The sequence below is a fragment of the Moritella sp. 24 genome, from assembly GCF_018219155.1.
Classification (GTDB): Bacteria; Pseudomonadota; Gammaproteobacteria; order Enterobacterales; family Moritellaceae; genus Moritella.
Genome location: NZ_CP056123.1, coordinates 1,471,017 through 1,496,879, shown reverse-complemented (window position 1 = coordinate 1,496,879; position 25,863 = coordinate 1,471,017). Strand labels below are relative to the sequence as shown.

The window sequence follows — 25,863 nt, the reverse complement described above, 5'->3', positions numbered from 1 at the left end:
TTAAATCGCATATTAAAAAAAGTCTTTTATTATATCAGCACAAAAAACATTATAATTTTTATGTGCATCATAACTTTCAGACCAAGAATCAAATGCAGCAATTCTTTTTTCATAATCATCAAAACATTTAAAAATAGCTACGGTTATATCCTGTGCAGTAGGATTTGAACTTAATAAGCAACCTGTTTTTTCAGAAACTATTTCACTAGTACCCCCAACATCAGTAGCAATAACTGGTATTCCAAAACTTTGAACTTCCATAATGCTAACCGGTATTCCCTCAGATGCACTAGCATTAATAAATATATCTACTGGATTACATTTGTAAAACGCTAAAACATTTTTATTGCTGATACGTCCCAGAAAATTACATTTGATATTATCTTTATTAAGATTAGAAGAACTAAGAACTAAATCATCCATCAAACTACCACCTCCAATATGAGTCCATTCAACACTGATATTATTAATCAGTTTTAATGCATCAATTATTAGATGAATTCTTTTTACTGGTATCATGTTAGAACAAGATACGATGCGAAGAACCCCATCGTCGGAGCCGTAATTTCGCCCGCCAGTCAAAGTAGAACCAAGTTTGGCCACTTTCATTTTATCAGCACATTTATACTTATCCCTTAAGAATTCGTATCCATTTTCAGATATGGGGTAAATCATATCAATATTTTTAATAACTTCACTTCTGCACGGAAATTTATTAAAACCAACTACATTTGGATATAGATCACCACCATGTACACGAGTAAAAAAAGAAATTTCCTTTCCTTTATTTTTAATTTCAGAAAGTGCTATAGTTGACGCTGAAAACCAATATGTATAAAAAACGTGCATCTGTTCTTCACTCTCACAGGTGAATTTTTCAATCCAATTTTTGTACAACCCTATATAAATAGTGATTCTACTTAAATATATAGCTTCATTTAGGTTACGACAACAAAAAATATTTTTAATAAAAAACAAACTAAAGAGAGAAAAAAGCCTTTTGATATAACCTTTATTCGAATTTGCTATAGACTCATCAATTATCACATTGATAGGAATATTTCTTTTTTTATTTTTATTTTTATTTTTATTTTGGGCAGGAACAATAATTATTGTATCAAAAGCGGATGCTAAATAATTTATTTCAGTTTCTAAAAATTGTTCCCCCCCTTCGAAAGGAAACGTTGTTGTGAAAATAATGATTGTGTTAGACATTTTTATTCCCTGATAGATATATTATCCAATAAATATAAATTGAAAAATATATCATAAATACAAATGATAATAGCTGCAGTGTATCTGTAATGTTATTATGGATAATCCCACCGACAACAAATACACAAATGAAAATACCACTTTCCAGTACCCCCCAATAAAAAGCCTTAACTTGAGCGCCTATAATCAAGGGTACCATTCCAAGCGGTGACACAATAAAATGAAGGTAAATATAAGGTAACAATGCATGTGCATACCCCCCCATCTCAGACCAGGAAGGGCCAAAAACTAATACAAATAATGGTTCGGAAAAAAAAAACATTAAACATGCAGGCAACGAACTAAAAATAACAAGCTTTAAAATCATTTGCTTTACTAAGTGTTGTATATTATTACCTTTTTTATACTCTACACTTGCATCTCTATAGAAGACTTGTGCAATAGAAGCTCCGATTAATGCAGATGGAGCTTGCATAATTTGAAGTACCATAAAGTACTGACCCAGAACAGTTTCTGTGAAATTTTTAATCAAAATTATATTTACAACATTTAATTTAAATACATTCACAAATGCGTGTATAGAATTAACCATTGGGAATGTTTTATATTTTTTTGCAAGCGAATAAACCGTTTTTAATTCGCAACTTTTTAAAGTATAAAAATTAAATTTCCGACTAACACTTATTACAGACAATGATTGACCTACAATATAACCACTTACAAGACCGTATTTCGAAAGAGAAAAAGAAGGGAGTGAAAGATTGACCGCTGACATGCCTGCAGAATTAGAAAACCTACTGATAGCTATTGCTTTATACTCTTCGCACCTATTATTCCAACAACGTAAGCTCTGCACAAAACCAGAAAGCATAATAGAAACAGGTATACAATATAACCACTTTTCAATGGTACTATTCCCCAAGTATATTATTATCAAGTCACCAAATAAAAATATCACCACAAAACATATAACTGAGATCACACAAGTTATAAAAAACGACAGTAAAACTAAATGTATTGCGTCTGATTTTTTTTGAGGTAACATTATTGCTAATTCATATCGACCAGTTGCTATTACTGATATCAAAGATACTATACTAACGTATAGGGCAAAAACACCAAATGACTCTGGTGTATATATTCTAGTAATAATTGGCGTGATAGCAATCGAAATACCTTGCGCCAACGCAGTCCCTGTGATTAATGTCAAAACATTTCTTCTACTACTTGAAGCCATATTTGCTACCTTTCAATTACTAAGGGTGTAGCTCCTTTAAGTCATCGACACCAAATGACTAATACTATAAGTATGGATGCATTGGTAAACTAAATACGGACGCAGACAATTTTTGTGCAACTGGAAAAGTAACCTTCTTGTTGTTCTGGTTTAAAAATGCAGTTTGTTGATGCATACAGGTTTGATAATAAATCATAGTTGGCACCCCATGTATTTTATAGTTCAGCATTTCTTGCTCACGGTTATCCGTCAAAACTGTATATTGAGCCCAAGAACTTACATACCCCTCTGGTACTTTAGGTGTAATGAATTTGCTAGATAACTCTTGCTCATATTGATCTGCTAATATATTCCTTTTTATTAATTCTTGTGGGAATTCAGCCAGTTTCTCTAATAACACCGCTGCTTGAATGGTGTCTAAGCGACTATTCATACCGATGCGTACATTATCGTATTTATCATTGCCTTTACCATGCACTCGAAAAGAGCGTAATAGCGCTGCATATTCATCATCATTGGTAAACACAGCACCGCCATCACCATAACAACCAAGCGGTTTTGCAGGAAAGAAACTGGTTGTAGCCATATCACCAAAACTACCCGTTTTTTTTCCATTAATTGAGCCACCAAAACCTTGTGCAGCATCCTCTATTAACTTAAGGTTATATTTTCGAGCTAAACGCTCTAATTCAGGATAATTAGCCGGTAAGCCAAATAGATCAACAGCAATAATAGCTTTAGGTCTCAACAACCCATCGTCAATAACTTTCTTGATTTGTCTCTCTAAATCGACAGGGCAGATATTAAATGTTTGTTCATCGGAATCTACAAACACAGGAGTAGCGTTAGCAAAAGCGATAGCCTCTGCAGTTGCAAAAAATGTGAAGGTGGGGCAAAAAACCGCATCCCCTTTATCAATGCCTAACACCATCATACAAAGCGTTAATGCATCAGTTCCATTTGCACAGGTCACTGCATGCTTAACACCAACATACTCTGCTAACTTATCTTCCAACTCAAATACTTCCGGCCCCATGATATATTTCCCATGGTTTAAAACAGTTTGAATTCGATTATCTATTTTGTCTTTTAAATGCTGATATTGCGCAGCCAAGTCTATAAATTGCATTGTTATTTCACCAAACGGGTAAGTGTGTCACCTTCAATAACATAAGTTTCATTTGTGTACGGGCAAACGGTTGACGCTTGGCCAGATAGAGGTAAATCAAGTTTTTCACCGTAAGCACTCATCCAACCGATTTGTTTAGCGGGTACGCCGACCATAAGTGCAAATGGTTTCACATCTTTATTAACAACGGTACCAGCACCTACAAAGGCATATTCACCAATCGTTATTCCACAAACAACAGTACAATTAGCACCTAATGTGGCGCCTTTTTTAACCCGCGTATCGCGGAATTCTTCCTTTCGTTCAATCAAGGAACGTGGATTATAAACATTGGTAAATACCATGCTCGGGCCACAGAAAACCCCCTCTTCAAGATATACATTGTCATAAACAGATACATTATTTTGAACCTTGCACATATCGCCGATGGTCACTTTATTGCCGACAAAAACGTTCTGCCCTAATGACACTTTTTTACCTATAAGCGCCCCAGCACAAACGTGCACCCAATGCCATACTCTAGATTCATCACCTATCACAGCACCATCATCAACAATCGCCGTTTCATGTTTCATATAATTCATATCTATACCTGCATAAATTTCAATTACAGTAATTTATTCATTAGGGGGTGGTAATGCTCTGGGATAGCAACAACCTCTTGCACTCGAATTTTCTCCACCGTCTCAATTGCAGTTCTATTATCTTCTAGCCCGTAACCATTCCCCGCAAGTACATGTGTATAACTTTGCGTGTGTAAATCTGTAAAACCACCTGAAAACTCAAGCTCTTCATCGCCTATCATAATACTACGGTAGGTTTTCTTTTCACCTTGCACGGCATTTTCTGGTAGGTTATTCGCATCAATAGACAAGAACCATTTGACCCGTGCACGCTCATATACTAAGTAACCCGACACTGTCTGTTCATCTTTATAATGAACTTCATTCTCTTTTATCTCACCAAAAATAAAATGCAACATATCGAAGAAATGCACCCCCACATTAGTAGCGACACCACCCGACTTTTCATCAACACCTTTCCAAGATTTAAGATACCATTTACCACGCGATGTCATATACGTAAGTTCGACATCAAAAACTTCATCTTTAGCGGCCTTTTGGACTTTTTCGCGCAAAGCAATAATTGAAGGGTGAAGACGGAGCTGTAAAATACTATTCACTTTCGCGCCGTACTTTTCTTCATACAATTTTAACTTATCAATTTCGGATGAACTTAAGACCAAAGGTTTTTCACAAATAACATCAATACCATTTTTAAGGGCGAACTTCATTTGCGGTGCATGCAGGTAATTTGGAGAGCAGATGGAAATGTAATCTAATTTGTTCCCTTTTAATGCTTCGTCTTCAACATAGGCTGCAAACGCCTCAAACTCAGTAAAAAATTCAGATTCAGGAAAATGCATATCCATAATACCTACAGAATCATTCACATCCATAGCGGCCACTAACTCATGACCAGTCTCTTTAATAGCATTTAAATGTCGAGGTGCGATATAACCAGCGGCACCAATAAGTGCAAATCTTTTCATTTACGACCCCTTTTATAACCGAATATCTGACTCATTTGATGCTAATACATGTTTCACATCGTATAAAACATGTTCTTTTTTGCCAAGCATACGAAGTCTAGACTCGCCCATTTGTTTAAATTCACTGTGATCGACAGCCAACAAAATCGCATCATACTTCCCTGGTTCCAACGTATCTATTAGCTCAAGATTATATTCTCGACGGACTTCTTCAGCAGATGCCCAACAATCATATACATCGATTTCCATGTTGAAATCTTCAAGCTCTTTAATAATATTGGTGATTTTAGTATTACGGACATCAGGGCAATCACCTTTGAAGGTAAAACCTAAAATCAATATTTTTGCTGCATCAATATTGATTTTTTGACTAGCCAATTTTTTAACTAGTTGGGTTGCTATATATTCGCCCATGCCGTCATTGATACGACGTCCCGCCAAAATAACTTCTGGGCGGTAACCCATTTCTTGCGCTTTATATGTTAAATAGTACGGGTCAACACTAATGCAGTGACCGCCGACTAAACCTGGTTTAAAGGGTAAAAAGTTCCATTTAGTGCGTGCTGCCATTAATACCTCTTCTGTATCAATGTCTAATTTGTTAAATATTTTTGCAAATTCATTAATGATTGCAATATTCAAGTCTCGTTGTGTGTTTTCAATTACCTTTGCCGCTTCGGCTACTTTAATTGAAGGCGCTTTATGGGTACCCGCGGTAACGATAGAGGCATATAAATCATCCACAAAATCTGCAACCTCAAGAGTCGAACCTGAGGTGATTTTCATGATGGTTGTTAAACGATTAACCTTATCACCAGGGTTGATACGCTCCGGACTATAACCGGCAAAAAAATCTTGGTTGAATTTTAACCCTGATATCTCTTCGATAATTGGTATGCAGACTTCCTCTGTCGCACCTGGATATACTGTCGATTCAAAAATGACAACATCATCTTTTTTTATAATTTCCCCTAATGCTGCAGATGCATTCTCCAATGGAGTTAAATCAGGTACATTACTATCTGTAATCGGCGTAGGAACAGTTACAATGAAAACGTTACACCTAGCAATATCTTGCAACGTATTCGTATAGTTTAAACGGAACGCTTTAGATAACTCTTCAGGAGAGCATTCAAGTGTAGAATCTACACCAGATTTTAGCTCTTCGACACGCGTCTGTTTAATATCAAAACCAGTCGTTTGATATGTTTTACCAAACTCTACGGCTAAAGGTAACCCAACGTAACCCATACCGATAATTCCAATTTTTGTATCAACTATATTTATATTCATAATTTTTCCCAACACCCTTTGTATACATTAAAGCTATCCCATCAATAGAATGATCAAGATCTTTAAATTCTGTGTGATCAAGCAATAAGACTGCTATATCAGTTTTCATAACTAAGCAATTGTACATTTACAGCAAACTTACTTGGAAGTGAGCTAATACTTTCCATCAATCATCGATATCGAGTTTAAAAGCCAGAGCAAAAATGTAATTAGATCATCCGAGGCAATAAACAAACCGATATAGCCAGATCGATAATTAAAATTATTTAGAATAGTGCTAAATTAACGAGGTAACATTGGGGTAATTACGGGGAAATCCATTTACTGTTTTGCTCCTTTATCCATAGTTACATAAAAGTGCGATCCGAAGTCATGTTCTATAAGTACCTATTTAGATTAATTATTAAGACAATTCAGCTTAATAATCTGCTCAACCCTACTGGTTAAAATAATAAAAAACCTAAAATAAACATGCTTCACTTCACAGTATTGTACAGGTTTTCTTTTATGCAACGTGAAAGCCTAGGACTATAAAGCAGAGCTAGTACATTTAAATTACAGATATTAACAAGGTTAGAATTTACAATTCAGAGTAATTAACTAAAATATAAGATTTAGTTGGATCTATATAGGATTATTTAAAAGGGAAATAAAGTGAGTGTGAATCTGATTTGTTGAACTTTTTTGTTTCTTTATATAAACTTAAAGCAGAATAATAATCTGCATATAAAAATATCAAACCTTACATAATTTTCCACATGCTCAAACTCCTGTTGGTGATATAAAGAAACACAAGTAAATACTCACTCCATAATGAGAAGTGTGCTAAGAATAGTAAAACCTAACAATCGTATCGAGACTAAAAACTTTTAAACTGATTAGTTTTTGTGTCGTAATGATAACCAAGTGTGTCTAATTTATTTGCGAGGGCTTCACTGGGCATGTCATAGGTGGCAGACAGATCATGTAGATCCGAACATTCAAGGCGAAGTTTTTCGTTCACAATACCGAGTAGGATCGCGGTATCCATTTGTTCAAAATTACTTAAGTCCATCTTACTTACCTATCATCTAAATATTGGTATGTTAAGTTTAGAAGACTTAAGTAATTTTAACAGCTAAAAACGTTTAGGCTGACTTTTTAAACCAACTGCTGATAAAAGCAAAGCGGGTTTTCTTACGTTGTGCGAGTTTTTCTAAAATAGCTTCGTCGACCCATTGTTCCGAGAGTTTTCTGGCGTTATCGAGCGCTTTACGATCCATTTTACCTTCGATCATTTTTAGCACTTTTTTCACATCTTTACGACTTTCGCCATTGAGCTCTGCTGCGTATAACCACGCATAACCTAAACCATAATGCTGCTGAATACCTTCGGCATAAACATACATCATACCAAGTTGTACTTGTGCTTCGATATGACGCTTACGCGCAGCTTCTGCATAGAGCTTAAATGCTTGTTTTTTATCTGAGTCAGTACCTAAACCATTAAAAAACATGCTTGCAAGATTACACTCTGCAGCTGACACTTCATATTTTATCACTTCAGCTGAATACGCATTTGGATTACTGGTAAATGTGCGAACTGCAATGCTATACCAGTAAAATGCATCATCATAATCGCCTCGCGCATAAAACATATCCGCGGCAGCCAACTGAGAAAAAGGACTTCCTTGCTCTGCTTCTGAAATAATTTGTAAGCGAGGATCTTGTCGCTCTACTTGCCCGTTTTCAATATTATCTGACATGTTTGTACTTACCAATAAAAACAAAAAGTCAGCAAAAGCCGACTTATACATAAAATTGAGCGCTATATAACTATATTTTTATACAGCAGTAGATACATTCTACCGAAACAAAACCATCCTGCATAGTTGCTATTACACCGTTGTTTTTTAACCACTGCGCGGTAATTGTTTAAGCTATTTTAACAACCGATTTACCCTAGTTAACATCCAGCTGTGCTATTATCGCCTCATTAAAGCTTTACTAAGATAGATAAAGGATAAGAGATGTCACAGCAGACGACAAACAAAGCCGTTTTGGTTTTTAGCGGTGGACAAGATAGTACTACGTGTTTAGTTGATGCATTACAACGTTATGATAGCGTTGATTGTATTACCTTTGATTATGGTCAACGTCACAGCCAAGAAATAGATGTAGCGAAAAAAACAGCCGCTTATTTCGGTGTTAAAAATCATAAAATCATTAATGTTGATCTGCTCAGTGAATTGGCTATTAGCTCACTAACACGTGACGATATCGCCGTTTCTCACGAGTTAATGGACAATGGTTTACCGAATTCGTTCGTACCTGGTCGTAATATCTTATTCATGACTCTTGCTAGCATCTATGCTTATCAAGTTGGTGCAAACACAGTAATAACAGGTGTATGCGAAACAGATTTCTCTGGTTACCCTGATTGCCGTGATGAATTTATAAAATCAATTAACCACGCCTGCAACTTAGGTATGGCGAAAGACTTCAAATTTGAAACACCGTTAATGTGGTTAAATAAAGCGGAAACATGGGCACTTGCAGACTTGCATGATGAACTTGATTTTGTGACACACCAATCACTGACTTGTTATAACGGCGTTGTGGGTACAGGTTGTGGCGACTGCCCAGCATGTCTATTACGTAACAACGGGCTAAACGATTACCTCACTAACAAAACACTGCACATTACTGCGTTAAAAGAAAAGCTACCTCGACTAGCGGGTTTTAAAACGACGTCATAATATCGGTGTCACCTATTTAAAATACAAATTAGGACTCAACTGTATGTGCGATATAAACGCATGCAGTTGAGTCCTGTTTCAAGAAACTAAACATTCCTTATTTTATATACAGCTCCCTTTATAAAAACACGCTAAATAGCAGTGCAGAGATAGCTATCAATCCCATGATAGTGACGAAAATATTACTTAACGCACCACGATATTGAGCTAATGCTTCGACTTTATGCACCGCGTACATTGGCATCACAAACAAAATCATTGCAATAACTGGCCCCGAGAACATTTCCATCATATTTAAAATGCTTGGGTTCATTACCGAAACAGCCCAGATACTGGTAAATAATATAAAAATAGTCAGCTTGTTAATAGCCGCAGGTTTCATATTGACTTGTTTACGTATCAGACCATTTAGACCTTCTCGAGCACCTAAGAAGTGACCAAAAAATGAAGATGTAATAGCAATGAAAGCAATTAAAGGACCTAAAGAAGCAATTAAGGCATTATCTTTCGCATTTGCTAAGTACGATAAAACAGATATGTTTTGTATTTTAGCTTCCAACAACTGCGCTGGCGTTAAACTAAATACACAAGAAAATACAAAGAAAATAACAAATGAAATAAGCATGATTGACGTATACTTCAGGATTTGCTCTGATTTAGCACTAGCTTCTTTACCGTAATGACGCTTTTGCGCTGTGGTGAAACTTGAAATAGCAGCAGCATGGCTAAACGCAAATACGGTAACAGGTACAGCTAACCATAATGTACGAGAGAACTCAGCCATGTCCGTAGCTACGGATATATCAGGCACTTGCCAATCTTGTATCATGTAAATTGACAGTCCAGCAAGAATCAACACCAATGGATAAACAATAACTCCAAATGCTCTGAGCACTAATTTTTCGCCACCCATCATCACACCAACCATGCCTGCAACCAATACACCAGATAATAATACGCGTGAAGGAGATGCGAGATCGAGCTGATTAACGATAAAGCTATCGACTGTATTAGTCAGTCCTACACCGTAAATAAGTAAGATTGGATAAATCGATAAGAAATAAAGAACAGAGATAATGCGACCCGCATTAGAACCAAAGTGCTCTTCAACAACATCGGTGAAATCAGCATCAGGGTTATTCGAGGAAAGTACAAATCGAGACAAGCCTCGATGTGCCAAGAACGTCATAGGTCCAGCAAGCAGGGCCATAATGATAAGTGGCCAAAATCCACCAGCACCAATATTGATAGGTAAAAATAATATGCCTGCCCCTACAGCAGTGCCGAATAAACTAAGTGTCCACTTTGTATCATGGGCATTCCAGCTGCGAGAAGCTGAATTTGATTGAGAATGAGATTGACTATTTTTAATATTTAACACGTATTAATCCTTGATATGTGGAATGCAGTGTATTTGACTGGTTTTTAACTCAAATGCGGATTTCTTAACTACTTATGATCTTAAAATCAGTGTTAGGGACAATACATAGGCTTCATATCGATGTAAAGTATTGTTAACCATAATACAACATAGGTCACATCAAATTTACATCTTTGTGGGTATAAAGACATATATGGCTATGAAATAACAGTCAAATAATGGCATCATAATAAAACAATCATTATAAAAAGTTACATTCATGCTTAAATACGAACTAACCTGGCGTAGACAAAAATAAGATTTATACCATTATTTATTATTACCTCCTACGTTCGCTGTTAACATGCTTGTGTAGCTTTTATCATTTCCTTATACTTTTTAGTATGTTCCACTGTTCCTCAGGTAGCCACTTATGTCTCTAAGCACCACTCAACTCTCTCACGAACAAGCAGCACGTTTTTTATCTCGTGCAACATTTGGTGTGAAAGGCAATGATATTAACGATCTCGTTAATCTTAATATTACTGATTGGTTTACGGCACAGTTTGCGTATCCAGTAAAAAGTCACTTAACTAAAATGCGTGAATTTGCAGATGCTACAGGGGATGCCTATAACGAGAATCCCCGCATGAGTGCTTGGTGGTATTTCACCATGAATAGTCAAGATACACTACGCCAACGCCTTGCGTTCGCCTTAAGCCAAATAGTGGTAGTATCCAAAAATGGCGGTCCTAATTCTGAGGGGCTGGCTGAATACTATGACCTGTTACTTACCCACGCTTTTGGTAACTTTAAAGACCTACTCAAAGCCGTTACGCTTAGTCCTGCGATGGGGAAATTTTTAACTCTATCAGGTAGTCGTAAAGCCAATCCTACGAAAAATACATTTCCTGATGAAAACTATGCCCGTGAAGTCATGCAGTTATTTAGCCTTGGTTTATGGCAACTTACAGATGATGGGATAATTGCGACTGATGGCAACGGGGATCGTATTCCTAATTACACCCAGACGGACATTGAAGAACTTGCCCGTGTGTTAACGGGTTGGAAAATACAAGATTACCACCAATCTATGTATGCCGACGAAAAGCAGCACGATACTGATGAAAAGCAAGTATTAGGGCATACCTTCCCTGCGGGACAAACAGCAGCGCAAGACGTAGACCAAGCGGTTGAGGTACTATTCCAACATTCAAATACCCCAGTCTATATTGCAACACTACTCATTAAGCGCCTTACAATCAGCAACCCACGTCGAGAATATATCCAACGCGTTGCCAATACGTTTAAAGATAATGGCGTCGGTGTTCGCGGTGATATGCAAGCTATCATCAAAGCCATTCTGCTTGATGACGATTTATTAGCGGGCGTAGCAATGCAAGATCACCAACAATTGGGCAGCAGTCAACGGAATTTTGGTAAAATTAAAGAGCCATTAATCGCCATGGCAAACTTAGCTCGCGCATTAAATATTCAGAGTAACCACCCTGCCCGTTGGTATGATTGGATAGGAACGCGTAATAACTTTGGTCAAGCCCCATTATGCGCACCGAGTGTGTTTAATTTTTATGACCCTGACTATGCGCCAAATGGTGAGATAACCGACGTCGAACTTGTTGCTCCGGAATTCGCAATTTTAAATACCGATATTATGCGCCGAATTAACAACGCCATGTGGAACAGTATTCTATCTTATCGTAATACAAAGGAAACGCAGTGGACGTGGGATGAGAGTGAATTCATTAATAATATTGATGATGTAGATGCCTATCTTAACGTGGTCAATCAACGCCTCTTTTCAGGCTTAATGTCAGCAACGACAGCCGCAGAAATAACCCGTATCTTTCTCAGTTATAGTGCATCGAAAACCAAAAATCGCCTTCACGACACGTTATTTGTCGCTCAATGTTCCCCTGAATTCCGCTGCCAAGAGTAAACAATATGAAAGTAAGTAGACGTAATTTTATTAAAGGCAGCTTAGCACTAAGTGCCACCCCTGCACTTAGTGCCTGTAACAGCGAAACAGAGTCTTCGCCAACAAGTGATAATACTGGCCCTAAAGCATTAGTCGGTATTTTTCTATTCGGTGGTAATGACGCTTACAACATGATCATTCCACGCACGGATAATGCGTATGCACAATACCAAGCAGCTCGTCCAAATATTGCTATCGACCAAAAACAATTAATTGATACCGGTTTAAAAACTAAAACTGGACCTTTTAATGAATCGGTTGAAATAGGCTTACATCCAGCGATGTCAGCGCTAAAACCGATATTTGCACGTGGTAATGCCAATGTCATTGTCAATTCAGGCCAGCTTGTTCAACCCCTCATTAATCATGATAAAAGTAGTGCTTTATATCCTGAATTTCTCATGGCGCATAACCTGCAACAAACGATGTGGCAATCAGGCGCATTAAATATGTCTGATCGCCAAGGCTGGGCAGGTCGAATGGTAGATAAGATGAATATGGCAGGCATGTATTCACCACTAATTTCAATTAATGGTGATAAGAAATGGTTACGGAGTAACAGCCATGAACAAATGCAAATGGCGGCATCGGGCCCCGGTGATTATAAAGGCATTAACACCCAAACATTTGAGTCGATGACGACACTTTGGGATCAGTCTTATCGCAATTTATACCCTGATAATTACGGCCCCCACATGCGTAGCCGCTATTTGGAAAATGAAAACCTAAAAGACATTTTATCAACCGTTGATGCAGACAAATACGCTTACCCCGACTCTAAGCTTGGTGGTCAGTTGAATATGGTAGGTCGTTTATTACGGGCTCGTGATCAACTTGATCAAACCCATCAAATTTTTATGGTTGGTATTGGTGGTTTTGATACACATAACAATCAACTCGTCGATCATGATGCGCTATTAACACACGTAGCTGAAGCCATGGCTGCATTCCAGCAGGAATTAGAGCAAGAAGGCATTGCCGAACAAGTAACGACGTTTACCATGTCTGATTTTGGTCGACGCATCATGGCAAATAACTCAGGGACAGATCATGGCTGGGCTGGACATCAACTGATTATGGGTGGCGCTGTAAAAGGGATAAATCAAGATGACTTAGCGATTGGTCGATGGCCTGATCTTGCCCCAAACAGTGAATATGATCATAACAAAGGACGCTTGATTCCAGAAATAGCAGCAGATCAAGTCAATGCTGAATTGGCTAAGTGGTTTGGCTACCCTACCGATTCAATCAACGATCTATTTCCCAACTTACCCTATTTTAAAGATATAGAAAAACCAATACTGTTTAGATAATGACGTCGAGAGGTCGTGCAATTATTTACTATAATCAACTAGCCACTAACTGTTAAGATACACGGCAAATGGTATAGCCCATACGAATTAAAGACCGTATACCTTACATAATATGAGTGTTAAGATGAGTGCCAATGATAAAAAAATAGAACTAATCGAATATTGGCACAATCCGGCATTGCCGAATATTGAACTCAGTTCAGCAAAGGTTGAGAAATTTTCTTTTGAGCGCCATGTGCACCTTGATTACCACATTGGCATTGTGACAAGTGGCTGCCAGCAATATCTACATCAAGGCAAACAGTATCATCTTGCACCCGGTTTTATCTCCACGCTAAACCCAGATGAAGCGCACAACGGTGAAAATATTACATTAGGTGGCTATCAATCCCATGTAATGGCTTTGCCTGTTGATTATATGAATGATATTAGTCGCGAGATGAATCAAGCTGAAACCTTCTTTAACGCGCCCTTAATCAACAACACCGTGTTATCTCATGCATTTTTACATTTGCATAAACTGTTAACTACAGATCAAGAAACCGATGCACAACTGCACATTGAAACAGCCATGATGGCATTTATCACTGAGCTTTTTATACAAAATAGCGGTACACACAATGGCAGCATGCCATCACAGAAACACACATCAACAAAGCAATTATCGGCGCTGCAATTAAACTACATTAAAACGTTATTTCACGATGAACCCGGTCAAGCGTTCCAACTAGATGAATTGGCACAAAACCTTGACCTCAGCAAGTTTCAATTTTTACGCCAATTCAAGCAATCGATGGGAATGACACCGCACGCTTATTTGAAAAGGGTGCGTTTAGAGTATGCGAAAAAAGCCTTAATGAAAGGAGGAAACTTGTCTGATGTTGCCTATCAAGTTGGTTTCTTTGACCAAAGCCATTTTAATAAAGCATTCAAAAGTGCTTATCTGATTACCCCCTCTCATTTTCAGCGCCGTGTGCTTTAATACCGATGATTAACGATCTTCAGTTTTAAAAACTGCACTTTAACGACCAAAATAACGCTAAATTAATAAATACTGCAATTTTTTCCTATAGCTAACCTCTTTTACCCTGCAATATAGCGACATAATTATTATTAAAGGTTAACCCATGAACATTGAACTGCTTTTATCTCTCGCTATTATTCACGCTGTTGCATTAGCCAGCCCAGGTCCAGACTTTGCTTTAGTGGTTAAACTCGCCAGCCAAGAATCAAGAAATACAGCCATCGCCTCTGCCGTGGGCATTTCTATCGCAATTTTAATTCATACCATTTTGAGCTTAACAGGCGTTAGTTTAATTATTAAAAGCTCACAAACCTTATATATCATTGTACAAATGGTAGGTGCGAGTTATTTAGCATGGATGGGGTTTGGTGCTGTAAAAGGCGCGCTACAACATTGGAAGGCGAAAGTATCAGTAGACAATAATATGTCAAAGCTTAATCAATTGACGCCAACACAAGGCTTCATGCAAGGTCTTTGGACTAACTTATTAAATCCGAAATGTATGGTGTTTTTCATCATCTTATTCTCAGCCATGATCACGCCCGATGTGAGCTTTATGACTAAGCTGGTCGCAACCGTTATCATGCTAGTATTATCACTCATTTGGTTTGTATTTATCGCGTTAATCTTATCGAAACCAGCCATTCAACAACGTGTAAAAAAAGCAGCACCAGCAATCAATTTATGTACTGGCCTGCTCTTTATCACTGTATCAAGCGCAATCATGTATAACTTACTCGCAAGTGCGATGATATTCAGTGAAAGTACTATCTAGATCAGTGACAGTACGATCTAGATCAGTGAAAGTACTATTTAGATCGTCGATATCATTAAGCGATCTGTTTCGTCATATATAAGCTGTACGGGTCTTCACGATAGTTTGCAAACGGCGCACACTCATTAAAGCCAAAATCTCTATATAATTTTTGAGCGCGTATAAATGAATCTGGAGTGCCCGTTTCTAAACTTACTTTGGTGATACCTTGGTTTTTTGCTTCCGCCAAGATATGCGTTAATAGTCGTTGAGCAACGCCTTGTCGTAAATGCGTACTAGAGGTACGCATTGATTTTAGTTCAGCATGCCCTGCTTCAATCACTTTAATCGCACCACACCCGGCAAGTTCACCCGCGATCCACGCACTCCAAAATGTCACATCAGGTGCTTGTAATCCTGTTAAATCTAACGCGTGTACACTTTCTGCTGGTGTATGGTCTAACATGTCTTGGTGATGCTCCTGAAGTAATAAAGCAACCTCTTCGCCTTTTAGGTCATCAATTCGAATTTCCATTTCAATCATCCTTTATCGTTAACTAACAGTGAAGTATTAAGCACTGTAACACCAATAAATTAATCACGTAAGCATTCATCATTATACCTCTATATACAATGCGTTAAGTAAGTATGAAATTGAGGCTAAAAGCTGTCTGAGTGATTGTGGTACGCCGATTTTATTGTTAGTTTTTTGTTAAATCTTATATAGCAAGGAATTATCATGAAGCTTATTCAGAAGTTAACTCTTATTCTAGGGTTTGTATCATCAGCAGCGTTCGCAGTTGAATACAAGTCTCCACTTGAGCATGTAAAAGTACTTAGTACGGAATTACAAACGCTATCAATTCAAAACCTTTCCAGTGAAACGCTTGAAATAAATATTTACGGTGAGCCTCTAACACTCCCCCCTGCTTCTGGCAGCCAAATTGATTGTAAAAGTCATCACAATTTAGAACTTCAAATCATAAATAATAATCAGGATTACTTTGAAGTCCCGTGCCAATCACGAGTGATATTTACCGAACTATTTATGAATGAAGGAGAATACTAATGAAAAAATTACTCATTTTAAGTTTTGCTTTAGCGTTAAGTGCTTGTGACAGTAACGATGACGGATCATCTAAGTCAACTTATTCATCTTGTCAAATAATAGGCTCAGACGCTTCAGATGCTGGTGATAGAAGCCATGATTTAGCCCAATGCTGGAATGCCAGTGGCGATGGTTATAAAGACCTAAATGAGGCGATTCAGTGGTGCGAGCAAAAAATCAGCACCTATATGTTCGACACATATACGACTGTACATTCAATCACTTATGCAATTAAATCAACCTACTGTCCTTAGCCATTAGCTCAGTCCCTTTACTTTAATCACGAATAAGAAGGTATTTAAGTTGCTAGATAAATATAGAGAGTCAATTTACATCCGTGTAAAGAAAAACAGTTTTCATGTTTTAAATTGTAAGACCAGTTGTGAGCATACTGAAATTGCAAGTAAACCATTTTCTAGTCAGCGCTTAGCTATCGGTGATTTTTTCCCTGCGATTAAAACGCTCAATATCGCGATATCAAAAGTTGCCAAAAAGTCCATATTCAAATTGCTGCCAATCATTATTATTCAGCAGCAATATTTATCCGAAGGTGGGTTATCTCGTGTTGAAGAGAGAGTATTACTTGAGATAACCCATAATATAAAACCGTATAAAGTATATGTATGGCAAGGTGCTGAATTATCTAAACAAGATATTTTAAATAAAGCGTATAAAGAGGCATAACTGGGTATAAACCTATTTATTTGGTGGTGTGGACAAAATCAAATATGTCCTCACGCTCCAATTTACTTACATCATCCATTTGATTATTGAACAGTTTAGCGAGAATACGATCGACATCGCAGCGTTTCTCTATACAGATTAAATATCAAAACAATTGCAAAACAAGCAATGAAAGTTACAACCGCAGTTTGTATTTGATATGTCGTCACGAAACGAGTGGGTAAACCATTTAACGCCAACGCAGCCATAAACAATGGAACTTGCATAACTAGCGATGCTTTAAAATTAAATGGTGACGTCTTAAAAATAGCCTTGTAACAAGCGATACCTAGCAATGATGTCGACCCGATTATAATAAGGTCGTGCAATGCTAAGATCCAATAAGCATGACTATTGGAATCGAGTGTTGAGGTACCGACGAGATAGAAGAAAAAATCCAACTTCATCGACACCAATATTAAGTACTGTACGAAAACAATAACAAATCCTGTCAATAATGCTGATACGTACTTCATTAGAGCCCCTTGCATTTCATTACAAAAAACAAAACCATAACATACTTTATAGTTATTCCTTAAGTAATAAAAACTCAGCTGTTCATGTCTTTCAAAATACTATTATGTAAACAATCATAGGCTATATCAAGTGCTTGTTTATCAATAGACTCACCGGTAAACATCCCTTTTTTATCAACCATCTGCTCACAAGCATAATCATTGATGCTGGTTTTTAGTTGGGTCTTTTCATGCTCCCTGCTGTTTACTGAGAAACATACTTGCATAAAGTGCATATAGCACTGAAAAAACTCAACTGACCAATAAGGTTTATTCACATAAATGGATGCATCTAGCTTTAACTTAATATCTAGTATTTCATCAGGAGATAGCTCCCTCCAGTTCCCAACTCGGCGATAGAATTGATATAGTTTATGCAGTTCGGGACCGACGTCATCATAAAGCGCGATCCTTTTCTCAATCAGTTTTACGTTGATTGTCAGTTTACTGCGATAACTAGCCAGCTGCCGATTAATTAAAAAACCAAAAAAAGCTAATACCAAAGGCATTGAGATACTGCTAATAAAGTTAAGTGCGAGTTCCATCATACTCCCTATAAAATGAATAACGTCCGAATCCTAATAAAAAACAGCTAGCCAAACTGTTTCAACATCAGGATCTGTCCATGCTACTTTGTGTTTTTGGTGTGCAGGAATATTGAGATAATCCCCCGCTTTTAACGTCACAGATGGTTTGTCATCAAAGCCAATTATCGCGCTACCTGCGATAATAATCACCCATTCACTTTGTTCTTGATCGTACCAACCAACATCCGGTGACGTATGCCCTTTGGATATAATGCGTTCTATTTTAACCTTGTCACTGCTAACCAAATCTTCAAATACTTCATTGCTAAGATCTTTTGGTATCGCATCAAAAATATTATTCATCACTTATATCTCCTCATTTATACAGTTCGACTTAAAACCCTAGAGGTCATTAACCTTATCTTTTTTAAATGAAAAGATATATCATTTTGATAACGAGTTAAGTTAAATTAATCATAAATATCAGCTTTAAGGCCAAGGACTCACCTGCATGGAAACTATTGTCTTTCTCGACCGCTCTACGATCCCAGAACATATTACTATCCCCCAACCTGATACTGACTGCCACTGGCAAGAATATGCGACAACAACGCCAGAACAGGTGGTTGAACGTCTGAAAGATGCCAGCATTGTGATTACTAACAAAGTCATTTTAGATGCGCAGGTATTAAGTCAGTGCCCGCAGTTAAAAATGATCGCGGTTGCGGCGACCGGCACCAATAATATCGATTTGGATTATTGTCGTCAGCACAACATCACCGTCAGTAACATTCAAGGCTATGCCACCAATTCCGTGCCGGAGCATGTATTAGCCATGATGTTTGCACTAAAACGCAACCTAGTCGGCTACCATCAAGATATTCAAGCGGGTGTTTGGCAACAGCAAAAACAGTTCTGTTTCTTTAGCCATCCCATTTCTGATATTGCGGGATCTACGATAGGTATTATTGGCAAAGGTAGCCTAGGAAATGCTGTGGCTATATTAGCAAAAGCACTTGGGATGAAGGTTATGTTTGCAGAACGTAAAGGTGCAACTCAATGTCGTGATGGCTACACTCCATTTGAAACCGTGTTACAGCAAGCAGATGTACTTACGTTACACTGCCCACTTGCAGATCAAACGCACAACATTATCGGCAGTGACGAATTTAAGCTAATGAAAAGGTCGAGCGTGTTAATTAATGCAGGACGTGGTGGTTTAGTTGATGAAGAGGCGTTGGTAAATGCGTTACTTACTCAGCAAATCGCTGGCGCGGGTGTTGATGTATTCACTCAAGAACCTGCTGATGACAGCAACCCACTCATTGCAAATGCGCATTTGCCTAACCTGATCTTAACACCTCATGTTGCTTGGGGGTCTGACTCAGCAATTCAGACATTAGCAAATCAGTTAATTAATAATATTGAGCAATTTGTTGCAGGCACACCACAAAATCAAGTTTAAGTTAATCGCTATAATCACCCTATTCCAATAGCACTAAATAAGTATTTGGCTGTTTATCGTGATGACTATTACAGCCAATATCGGCAATCTTGCGCTTTCAAGAAGTCTTCAGCAAACTCGCCTTGTAATAACGCAATGGTTGCCAACATACCTGCTTGCACACAGTTTTGAGCATAAACGGTGACTTGAGATGGACCACCAACAATCGGGTAGCCTGTTTTGGGATTGAGAATATGGCTATAACGTTGACCATCCACTTCAATATAGCGTTGACTGTCACCACTACTAGCCAAACCACCTTGAGAGAGATTAACCATTAACTTACTGTGACCAAGATGTTTAGGGTCTTCAATAGCCACTTGCCAAGCCTCGCCATTACTGCGTAATTTATTGGCGTAAATATCACCGCCAAAATTAATCAAAAACGCACTATCAATTTGCAACTGCCCCATTTCATTTTGCAGTAACTGCGCAACCTTATCGACGGCATATTCTTTACCTATACCTCCGAGGTCAATTTGCATGCCTTTTGATAACGTTAATAACGGTGCCTTCCAATGTGCCTTTTGCCAACCGATATGCGGTAATAACGCTTGAATATCTACATCACTCGGCAGTTGTGTTTGCTGTTTAAAATGCCACAACTTACCCAAGACGCCAGAACTGATATCAAATACCCCCCCACTTAACTGAAAACATAAATCAGCTAAATTAATAAGGCGAATGCTTTCTTCATCAAGTGATATAGCACTACCCTCGGCATTGTTGAGTTGAGCCATAATATTGCCATCACGAAAACGGCTATACTTTAATTCAATACGTTTTGCTTCTGTATATGCTTGTGCGGTGAGATTATCCGCTAGTGCTTCATCTACGTTATCTAATAAGATCTGACAAGGGCTGGCCATGACGGTAAACTCACCGATAAAATAGCCAGATTGTCGCTTTAAGGTATAGTTTTTTTTCAAGCCTTATTCCTACTTGCATTCATGTCGACATTAAAAGCGATAGAAACTCTGTAACATGATGGCACTTTTGTCGGGATAAAGATCTAACCCTGCCATGCCAGCACCTTTCGCTAATGAATCATCACCCGATACCTGCGTAAGATAATATTCAAGTCGAACACTAAATTCATTCCCTGCAATCGGTAAACCGTATTTCAAACCAAAAGTATAGGTCTGCAATTCACCTAAACGGTAATCAGCCGTCATATATTCCGGTATTGCCACCCCTTCATCAAGATACACCTGATAAAAATCTACAGCTTGCTGATTGTAATAACGAATATGCGGTTCAATAAAATGACTTTTCGCTAACGGTATACGCCACTTACTATCGATAGTGTGCGAGGCCATACCCCAATCATCCCAAAAATAACGGTAACTAACATCGAATACTTGTCCAGAGGGTTGCAGGTTATATTTAGTGCGCCAAAATAAACTTTGCTTTGTACGCTGGTCAGGTCGGCTTTCGTAAACATAATCATTAGCCCAACCATCCGTATCAACTACCGATAGGATCTTAAAAGGGTCTGTTTGATAACCGCTGACATCACTTATCGAGTAATTGAATTGCATCAAGGTTTGACGGTTAATCACTTGAGTAACACCAAAAAGTAAATCAAGGGTTTGTTTGGTATCAGAATCCGTTAAACGGTTATCAGGATCGTTAACCGATACACCAGAAGCAGGAATACCACCTTCCGGTTCAATCGTATCGTAAGCATACGCAAAACCAACTGATGCAGTGGTATTGCGATTATTAAAATCACGCGCCAGTGCACTATTTATCGACAAGGCAAGATAATCATATTCTTTAGAAAGGTAAGCACCACCAGAATATAACCAAAGGCGGCTCAACTGCTGTTGGTATTGCGTGCTCAGTGCAACGCGAGTATCACGGAAGGTATCATCAAGTGGGGTTTCACCAGCGGCAGTGGTGTAAGATCCATTACCTGATGGCCGCGTAAATGTTTGCGCTCTATTTTGTGCAACAGCACCGTTGGGAGATGCACCAGTCAGCACATCAATAACACCTTTTACATTAATGCTGCGCTCATCATCAATTTGTTTAGTGATAGAAAGCGCACCTTCATAAGCCTGTACTTGGTTATTATCTTCTGCATAAATCAATAGCCCAGCATCAACGTCCCAACTATCAGCATCTGATGTTTCAGCCATGACAGGAGTAGCAAGCGCGCAAGTAGCCGCAGCAAGTGTCAGTGAAATATTAGTAAAGGTTTTGCTTTTATTTTTTATTTTGCTATTTAGTTGCATCCACAACCTCCACCAGCAAAACTACCACCGCCACTCGAACCTTCTTTACTAAAATAGGTGTGGTCATCAAACCCTATTTCCATCGGGTTCTCTGCAAGCTGCATTTCAGGTTTCGCCAACAAATCACGTTCCCAAGGTTTTACTCCCAAAGATGAACACGCTGTTAAATTCAATATGCAGGCTAATAATAAAATCCGTCTCATAAGCCACTCCAAGTATTAACTAGATACGATTATTGCAATATTTAAGGTAATAACGACAAGATTTCTGCTTCATACTTATCCAGCTCTTTTAATCTAAAGCCGACATGCTTATAAACAATCTCACCTTGTTTATTAAGTATAAATGAATTTGGTAATCCCATTATTTCGTACTGTTCAGCAACAACACCTTGCGGATCAAATGCAATGGTTAGCTTGTTTGGATAACGCTGTAGAAACTTCTCAGCTAAAACGGCTTCTTGATCCATATTAATCGCTATAATTTCAAAACCTTGCTCACCATATTTTTCAACCATTTCATCCATCCACGGGAAAGAACGAATACAAGGCGTACACCAGGATGCCCAGAAATCCACCAGTACGACCTTGCCACGATAATCAGCAAGATTTACTTGGCTATTATTTACGCCGGGTAATGAAAAGTCAGGTGCGAGTTTTGTACTACTTTCAGCAAATACCGCCGCTGAAAAAATAACGCTAAAAAGAATAGAAGCCGAAATAAAAAATGCGCGAATACTATTATGGCTACGACTATGATGGATAGTACTGTTATAGCTAGTTCTGTGATGGATAATACTGTTATGGATAGTACTGTTATAGCTAGTTCTGTGATGGATAGATTGGTTCATAAGCTAAATTCTCAAAGGGTATGGATAATATTAATTATATGCATACTAACTTAGCAAGCTAAGTATAAATGTTCAGCTATGATAATGAGTTAATGTAGAAATAGTAAAGAAAATGTCGAAATTGAGATATAAAAAAACGCTAATTGACTACTTTTATCTAGTAATCGATTAGCGCTCTCTTGAATGGATGGCGGAGGAGGAGAGATTTGAACTCTCGAGGAGCTATTAACCCCTGCTGGTTTTCAAGACCAGTGCATTCGGCCACTCTGCCACCCCTCCGCAGCAATGGAGCGAATATTAGAACAACCTCTTAGCGTTGTAAAGCTTTATTAATCATAACCCTTGTGTTGCTCATTTTACGTTTAAATATCGCTCAAAAATAAACTTACAAGAAAAATGATGCCATTTATTGATCGAGAATATATCCCGAATAAATCCTCGTTAAGGCGTAATAATTCTTGATCGAAATCAATACAACAAAAACAAACTTCAAGCCTAATACACAACATCTTGTGCCACTGGTTAATTTAACACCTATATATAGTGTCACATTATGATTTCAATTTTGCCTTAAGGAGTATTTTGTGGATTTATTTGTCATTAAACGAGATGGTTGTCGTGTGCAGTTTAACATTCGATGCATACAAGACGCCATATTCGCTGCAGCTAAGTCAGTGCAACAAGAGAGCCGCGATTATGCGGCAGAAATGGCAACTAAGGTTCATCAAGTACTCATCGAACAAGATGTATCTAGCGAACATGCTATTGAGATCCACACGATCCAAAACACCGTTGAAGATGTGTTGATGCGAGAAAGTAACAAGCTGATTGCCCGCGCCTATATCGAATATCGCCACCAGCGTGATATTGCCCGTGAAACTCAAAGTATCTTAACGAATGAAATTAAGGGACTGATCGAGCAGAGTAATGAATCATTACTTAACGAAAATGCGAATAAAGACAGTAAAGTGATCCCAACACAGCGTGATTTACTGGCTGGTATTGTTGCTAAGCATTATGCCAAACAGCATATTTTACCCCGTGATATTGTCCACGCACATGAATCGGGTGATATCCATTATCATGACCTCGATTATGCACCCTTTTTCCCGATGTTTAACTGCATGCTAATCGACCTTGATGGCATGTTAACGCGTGGATTCAAAATGGGTAATGCCGAAATTGAAACACCAAAATCAATTACGACAGCAACGGCAGTAACCGCTCAAATTATTGCACAAGTGGCGAGCCATATTTATGGTGGAACCACGATTAATCGTATTGATGAGATCTTAGCACCTTACGTAACAGCGAGTTTTCATAAAAACAATTTACTCGCAGACGAATGGTCAATCCCAAATAAAGCAGAGTTTGCACGCTCACGCACAGAAAAAGAATGTTTCGATGCCTTCCAATCACTAGAGTATGAAGTAAACACACTGCATACCGCCAACGGTCAAACTCCTTTTGTGACGTTCGGTTTTGGTTTAGGTACCAGTTGGGAAGCACGCTTAATTCAGCAATCAATTCTTAAAAATCGTATTGCTGGTTTAGGTCGAAATAGTAAAACAGCAGTGTTTCCAAAGTTGGTATTTGCAATTAAAGATGGCTTAAACCACAAGTCAGAAGATGCAAACTATGACATTAAACAACTTGCGCTTGAGTGTTCAACTAAACGCATGTATCCAGACATTCTAAATTACGATCAAGTAGTAAAAGTAACTGGATCATTTAAAACACCAATGGGCTGCCGCAGCTTCTTAGGTACTTATGAAGAAGCCGGTGAATTAATTCATGAAGGCCGTAACAACCTCGGTGTTGTCAGTCTTAATTTACCGCGTATCGCCATTCAAGCAAAAGGTGACGAGTCACGTTTCTATCAATTACTTGATGAACGCTTGATTCTGTGTAAACGCGCACTACAAACGCGAATTTCACGTCTAAAAGGTGTAAAAGCACGTGTTGCGCCAATCCTATACATGGAAGGTGCTTGTGGTGTTCGCCTGAATGAAAATGATGACGTATTAGATATTTTCAAAAATGGGCGTGCTTCTATTTCTTTAGGTTATATTGGTTTACACGAAGCAATCAATGCCCTATTTGGTAATAGTACACACCCTTACGACAGTAAAGAGTTACAACAAAAAGCCATTGCAATGCTGACCTATATGAAAGAGAACACTGCACAATGGACAGAAGAAACAGGCTATGCATTTAGCTTATATGCAACACCAAGTGAAAACTTATGTAGTCGCTTTGCGAAATTAGACAAAGTAACCTTTGGTGACATCCAAGATGTGACAGATAAAGGTTACTACACAAATAGCTTCCACCTCGATGTTGAAAAGCAAGTTAACCCATACGATAAAATTGATTTTGAAATGCCTTACCCTCCAGTAAGTAACGGCGGGTTTATCTGTTATGGCGAATACCCGAATATGCAGCATAACATTGAAGCATTGGAAGATGTATGGGACTACAGTTATTCTCGAGTGCCTTATTACGGCACTAATACACCGATTGATGAGTGTTACGAGTGTGGCTATACCGGTGAGTTTGAATGTACCAGTAAAGGTTTCACTTGTCCGAAATGCGATAATCATGATGTGGCCAAAGTATCAGTAACACGTCGAGTGTGTGGTTATTTAGGCAGTCCAGACGCACGTCCTTTCAATGACGGTAAGCAAGAAGAAGTAAAACGTCGGGTTAAACACTTATAAACGATCACTATTTATAGTCATCCGACCTCAGATTAATTAACTAGCTAGCCAATCTACATGTTGGC

At 38.2% G+C, this 25,863-nt stretch carries 27 protein-coding genes and 1 tRNA gene; 10 read left to right on the top strand and 18 right to left on the bottom strand.

Annotated features, from left to right (window positions below):
- Positions 1–12: 12 nt before the first annotated feature.
- From HWV00_RS06795 to HWV00_RS06760, 8 genes are all read right to left on the bottom strand, one after another.
- The gene (locus HWV00_RS06795; RefSeq protein WP_211685355.1) at positions 13–1,215 is read right to left on the bottom strand and encodes a glycosyltransferase; all 1,203 of its coding nucleotides are present in this window, start codon (positions 1,213–1,215) and stop codon (positions 13–15) included.
- The gene (locus HWV00_RS06790; protein ID WP_211685354.1) at positions 1,208–2,452 is read right to left on the bottom strand and encodes a lipopolysaccharide biosynthesis protein; all 1,245 of its coding nucleotides are present in this window, start codon (positions 2,450–2,452) and stop codon (positions 1,208–1,210) included. The genes HWV00_RS06795 and HWV00_RS06790 overlap by 8 nt, the downstream gene beginning before the upstream one ends.
- 64 nt (positions 2,453–2,516) lie before the next feature.
- The gene (locus HWV00_RS06785; RefSeq protein WP_211685353.1) at positions 2,517–3,581 is read right to left on the bottom strand and encodes a DegT/DnrJ/EryC1/StrS aminotransferase family protein; all 1,065 of its coding nucleotides are present in this window, start codon (positions 3,579–3,581) and stop codon (positions 2,517–2,519) included.
- 2 nt (positions 3,582–3,583) lie between these two features.
- A complete protein-coding gene (locus HWV00_RS06780) occupies positions 3,584–4,165 on the bottom strand; it encodes an acyltransferase (protein WP_211685352.1) in 582 nt (193 codons plus the stop codon).
- Between the two features lie 23 nt (positions 4,166–4,188).
- Complete coding sequence (locus tag HWV00_RS06775; protein WP_211685351.1) at positions 4,189–5,133, bottom strand: Gfo/Idh/MocA family oxidoreductase; 945 nt, start codon at positions 5,131–5,133, stop codon at positions 4,189–4,191.
- A gap of 12 nt (positions 5,134–5,145) precedes the next feature.
- The gene (gene tviB / locus HWV00_RS06770) at positions 5,146–6,426 is read right to left on the bottom strand and encodes a Vi polysaccharide biosynthesis UDP-N-acetylglucosamine C-6 dehydrogenase TviB (protein ID WP_211685350.1); all 1,281 of its coding nucleotides are present in this window, start codon (positions 6,424–6,426) and stop codon (positions 5,146–5,148) included.
- 859 nt (positions 6,427–7,285) lie between these two features.
- Entirely contained in the window at positions 7,286–7,480 is a 195-nt protein-coding gene (locus tag HWV00_RS06765) for a DUF4250 domain-containing protein (RefSeq protein WP_211685349.1), read from the bottom strand.
- Positions 7,481–7,553: 73 nt separating this feature from the next.
- Positions 7,554–8,171: a tetratricopeptide repeat protein gene (locus HWV00_RS06760; protein ID WP_211685348.1), complete on the bottom strand. Its 618-nt coding sequence runs from the start codon at positions 8,169–8,171 to the stop codon at positions 7,554–7,556.
- 264 nt (positions 8,172–8,435) lie between these two features.
- Here HWV00_RS06760 and queC point away from each other — a divergent pair, with 264 nt between their 5' ends.
- On the top strand, positions 8,436–9,164 hold the full coding sequence (gene queC, locus HWV00_RS06755) for a 7-cyano-7-deazaguanine synthase QueC (protein ID WP_211685347.1): 729 nt from the start codon (positions 8,436–8,438) through the stop codon (positions 9,162–9,164).
- Positions 9,165–9,282: 118 nt separating this feature from the next.
- On the opposite strand, the gene HWV00_RS06750 is transcribed toward queC, so the two are convergent.
- Positions 9,283–10,545, bottom strand: coding sequence for an HAAAP family serine/threonine permease (locus HWV00_RS06750; RefSeq protein ID WP_304610857.1), 1,263 nt, complete (start codon positions 10,543–10,545; stop codon positions 9,283–9,285).
- 412 nt (positions 10,546–10,957) lie between these two features.
- Between HWV00_RS06750 and HWV00_RS06745 the strand changes: the two genes are divergently transcribed.
- The 4 genes from HWV00_RS06745 (at position 10,958) to HWV00_RS06730 (ending at position 15,632) form a co-directional block, all read left to right on the top strand.
- Complete coding sequence (locus HWV00_RS06745) at positions 10,958–12,481, top strand: DUF1800 family protein (RefSeq protein WP_211685346.1); 1,524 nt, start codon at positions 10,958–10,960, stop codon at positions 12,479–12,481.
- A 5-nt stretch (positions 12,482–12,486) separates the two neighbouring features.
- On the top strand, positions 12,487–13,833 hold the full coding sequence (locus HWV00_RS06740; protein ID WP_211686397.1) for a DUF1501 domain-containing protein: 1,347 nt from the start codon (positions 12,487–12,489) through the stop codon (positions 13,831–13,833).
- A gap of 124 nt (positions 13,834–13,957) precedes the next feature.
- Positions 13,958–14,815 (top strand): AraC family transcriptional regulator, encoded by an 858-nt coding sequence (locus HWV00_RS06735; RefSeq protein WP_211685345.1) that lies wholly within the window; start codon positions 13,958–13,960, stop codon positions 14,813–14,815.
- A gap of 145 nt (positions 14,816–14,960) precedes the next feature.
- Positions 14,961–15,632, top strand: coding sequence for a LysE family translocator (locus HWV00_RS06730; RefSeq protein WP_211685344.1), 672 nt, complete (start codon positions 14,961–14,963; stop codon positions 15,630–15,632).
- A 55-nt stretch (positions 15,633–15,687) separates the two neighbouring features.
- On the opposite strand, the gene HWV00_RS06725 is transcribed toward HWV00_RS06730, so the two are convergent.
- Positions 15,688–16,146 carry a GNAT family N-acetyltransferase gene (locus HWV00_RS06725; RefSeq protein ID WP_211685343.1) on the bottom strand — a complete coding sequence of 153 codons (459 nt, stop codon included), beginning with the start codon at positions 16,144–16,146 and terminating at the stop codon, positions 15,688–15,690.
- A gap of 204 nt (positions 16,147–16,350) precedes the next feature.
- Between HWV00_RS06725 and HWV00_RS06720 the strand changes: the two genes are divergently transcribed.
- The 3 genes from HWV00_RS06720 to HWV00_RS06710 are packed head-to-tail and all read left to right on the top strand — an operon-like array spanning position 16,351 to position 17,403.
- Positions 16,351–16,680, top strand: a complete 330-nt coding sequence (locus tag HWV00_RS06720; RefSeq protein WP_211685342.1) for a hypothetical protein — start codon at positions 16,351–16,353, stop codon at positions 16,678–16,680.
- On the top strand, positions 16,680–16,973 hold the full coding sequence (locus HWV00_RS06715; protein WP_211685341.1) for a hypothetical protein: 294 nt from the start codon (positions 16,680–16,682) through the stop codon (positions 16,971–16,973). Before HWV00_RS06720 ends, HWV00_RS06715 begins: the two co-directional genes overlap by 1 nt.
- A 49-nt stretch (positions 16,974–17,022) precedes the next feature.
- Complete coding sequence (locus HWV00_RS06710; RefSeq protein ID WP_211685340.1) at positions 17,023–17,403, top strand: hypothetical protein; 381 nt, start codon at positions 17,023–17,025, stop codon at positions 17,401–17,403.
- 95 nt (positions 17,404–17,498) lie between these two features.
- Here HWV00_RS06710 and HWV00_RS06705 read toward each other — a convergent pair whose 3' ends face one another.
- From HWV00_RS06705 to HWV00_RS06695, 3 genes are all read right to left on the bottom strand, one after another.
- The gene (locus tag HWV00_RS06705) at positions 17,499–17,918 is read right to left on the bottom strand and encodes a hypothetical protein (protein WP_211685339.1); all 420 of its coding nucleotides are present in this window, start codon (positions 17,916–17,918) and stop codon (positions 17,499–17,501) included.
- 74 nt (positions 17,919–17,992) lie between these two features.
- Positions 17,993–18,505 carry a hypothetical protein gene (locus HWV00_RS06700; RefSeq protein ID WP_211685338.1) on the bottom strand — a complete coding sequence of 171 codons (513 nt, stop codon included), beginning with the start codon at positions 18,503–18,505 and terminating at the stop codon, positions 17,993–17,995.
- Between the two features lie 30 nt (positions 18,506–18,535).
- Entirely contained in the window at positions 18,536–18,847 is a 312-nt protein-coding gene (locus HWV00_RS06695; RefSeq protein WP_211686395.1) for a cupin domain-containing protein, read from the bottom strand.
- 148 nt (positions 18,848–18,995) lie between these two features.
- Here HWV00_RS06695 and HWV00_RS06690 point away from each other — a divergent pair, with 148 nt between their 5' ends.
- Positions 18,996–19,949 (top strand): D-2-hydroxyacid dehydrogenase, encoded by a 954-nt coding sequence (locus HWV00_RS06690; protein WP_211685337.1) that lies wholly within the window; start codon positions 18,996–18,998, stop codon positions 19,947–19,949.
- Between the two features lie 68 nt (positions 19,950–20,017).
- On the opposite strand, the gene HWV00_RS06685 is transcribed toward HWV00_RS06690, so the two are convergent.
- The 5 genes from HWV00_RS06685 to HWV00_RS06665 all read right to left on the bottom strand — a co-directional run bounded on the left by HWV00_RS06685 (position 20,018) and on the right by HWV00_RS06665 (position 23,357).
- Positions 20,018–20,917 (bottom strand): FAD:protein FMN transferase, encoded by a 900-nt coding sequence (locus tag HWV00_RS06685; RefSeq protein WP_211685336.1) that lies wholly within the window; start codon positions 20,915–20,917, stop codon positions 20,018–20,020.
- 30 nt (positions 20,918–20,947) lie between these two features.
- The gene (locus tag HWV00_RS06680) at positions 20,948–22,228 is read right to left on the bottom strand and encodes a DUF3570 domain-containing protein (protein ID WP_211685335.1); all 1,281 of its coding nucleotides are present in this window, start codon (positions 22,226–22,228) and stop codon (positions 20,948–20,950) included.
- Positions 22,219–22,431, bottom strand: coding sequence for a DUF4266 domain-containing protein (locus HWV00_RS06675; protein ID WP_211685334.1), 213 nt, complete (start codon positions 22,429–22,431; stop codon positions 22,219–22,221). Before HWV00_RS06675 ends, HWV00_RS06680 begins: the two co-directional genes overlap by 10 nt.
- A 41-nt stretch (positions 22,432–22,472) precedes the next feature.
- Positions 22,473–23,078 carry a TlpA disulfide reductase family protein gene (locus tag HWV00_RS06670; RefSeq protein ID WP_255554943.1) on the bottom strand — a complete coding sequence of 202 codons (606 nt, stop codon included), beginning with the start codon at positions 23,076–23,078 and terminating at the stop codon, positions 22,473–22,475.
- Between the two features lie 188 nt (positions 23,079–23,266).
- Positions 23,267–23,357: transfer RNA gene (locus tag HWV00_RS06665), tRNA-Ser, on the bottom strand.
- 305 nt (positions 23,358–23,662) lie between these two features.
- On the opposite strand from HWV00_RS06665, the gene nrdD reads away from it, so the two are divergent.
- Positions 23,663–25,798: an anaerobic ribonucleoside-triphosphate reductase gene (gene nrdD / locus HWV00_RS06660; protein ID WP_211685333.1), complete on the top strand. Its 2,136-nt coding sequence runs from the start codon at positions 23,663–23,665 to the stop codon at positions 25,796–25,798.
- Positions 25,799–25,863 lie beyond the last annotated feature (65 nt).

Bases quoted from the DNA above. Each gene is read 5' to 3' on its own strand.
- HWV00_RS06795 (WP_211685355.1), bottom strand. From the start codon at position 1,215: ATGTCTAACACAATCATTATTTTCACAACAACGTTTCCTTTCGAAGGG.
- HWV00_RS06790 (WP_211685354.1), bottom strand. From the start codon at position 2,452: ATGGCTTCAAGTAGTAGAAGAAATGTTTTGACATTAATCACAGGGACT.
- HWV00_RS06785 (WP_211685353.1), bottom strand. From the start codon at position 3,581: ATGCAATTTATAGACTTGGCTGCGCAATATCAGCATTTAAAAGACAAA.
- HWV00_RS06780 (WP_211685352.1), bottom strand. From the start codon at position 4,165: ATGAATTATATGAAACATGAAACGGCGATTGTTGATGATGGTGCTGTG.
- HWV00_RS06775 (WP_211685351.1), bottom strand. From the start codon at position 5,133: ATGAAAAGATTTGCACTTATTGGTGCCGCTGGTTATATCGCACCTCGA.
- tviB (WP_211685350.1), bottom strand. From the start codon at position 6,426: ATGAATATAAATATAGTTGATACAAAAATTGGAATTATCGGTATGGGT.
- HWV00_RS06765 (WP_211685349.1), bottom strand. From the start codon at position 7,480: ATGGACTTAAGTAATTTTGAACAAATGGATACCGCGATCCTACTCGGT.
- HWV00_RS06760 (WP_211685348.1), bottom strand. From the start codon at position 8,171: ATGTCAGATAATATTGAAAACGGGCAAGTAGAGCGACAAGATCCTCGC.
- queC (WP_211685347.1), top strand. From the start codon at position 8,436: ATGTCACAGCAGACGACAAACAAAGCCGTTTTGGTTTTTAGCGGTGGA.
- HWV00_RS06745 (WP_211685346.1), top strand. From the start codon at position 10,958: ATGTCTCTAAGCACCACTCAACTCTCTCACGAACAAGCAGCACGTTTT.
- HWV00_RS06740 (WP_211686397.1), top strand. From the start codon at position 12,487: ATGAAAGTAAGTAGACGTAATTTTATTAAAGGCAGCTTAGCACTAAGT.
- HWV00_RS06735 (WP_211685345.1), top strand. From the start codon at position 13,958: ATGAGTGCCAATGATAAAAAAATAGAACTAATCGAATATTGGCACAAT.
- HWV00_RS06730 (WP_211685344.1), top strand. From the start codon at position 14,961: ATGAACATTGAACTGCTTTTATCTCTCGCTATTATTCACGCTGTTGCA.
- HWV00_RS06725 (WP_211685343.1), bottom strand. From the start codon at position 16,146: ATGGAAATTCGAATTGATGACCTAAAAGGCGAAGAGGTTGCTTTATTA.
- HWV00_RS06720 (WP_211685342.1), top strand. From the start codon at position 16,351: ATGAAGCTTATTCAGAAGTTAACTCTTATTCTAGGGTTTGTATCATCA.
- HWV00_RS06715 (WP_211685341.1), top strand. From the start codon at position 16,680: ATGAAAAAATTACTCATTTTAAGTTTTGCTTTAGCGTTAAGTGCTTGT.
- HWV00_RS06705 (WP_211685339.1), bottom strand. From the start codon at position 17,918: ATGAAGTACGTATCAGCATTATTGACAGGATTTGTTATTGTTTTCGTA.
- HWV00_RS06700 (WP_211685338.1), bottom strand. From the start codon at position 18,505: ATGATGGAACTCGCACTTAACTTTATTAGCAGTATCTCAATGCCTTTG.
- HWV00_RS06695 (WP_211686395.1), bottom strand. From the start codon at position 18,847: ATGAATAATATTTTTGATGCGATACCAAAAGATCTTAGCAATGAAGTA.
- HWV00_RS06690 (WP_211685337.1), top strand. From the start codon at position 18,996: ATGGAAACTATTGTCTTTCTCGACCGCTCTACGATCCCAGAACATATT.
- HWV00_RS06680 (WP_211685335.1), bottom strand. From the start codon at position 22,228: ATGCAACTAAATAGCAAAATAAAAAATAAAAGCAAAACCTTTACTAAT.
- HWV00_RS06675 (WP_211685334.1), bottom strand. From the start codon at position 22,431: ATGAGACGGATTTTATTATTAGCCTGCATATTGAATTTAACAGCGTGT.
- HWV00_RS06670 (WP_255554943.1), bottom strand. From the start codon at position 23,078: ATGAACCAATCTATCCATCACAGAACTAGCTATAACAGTACTATCCAT.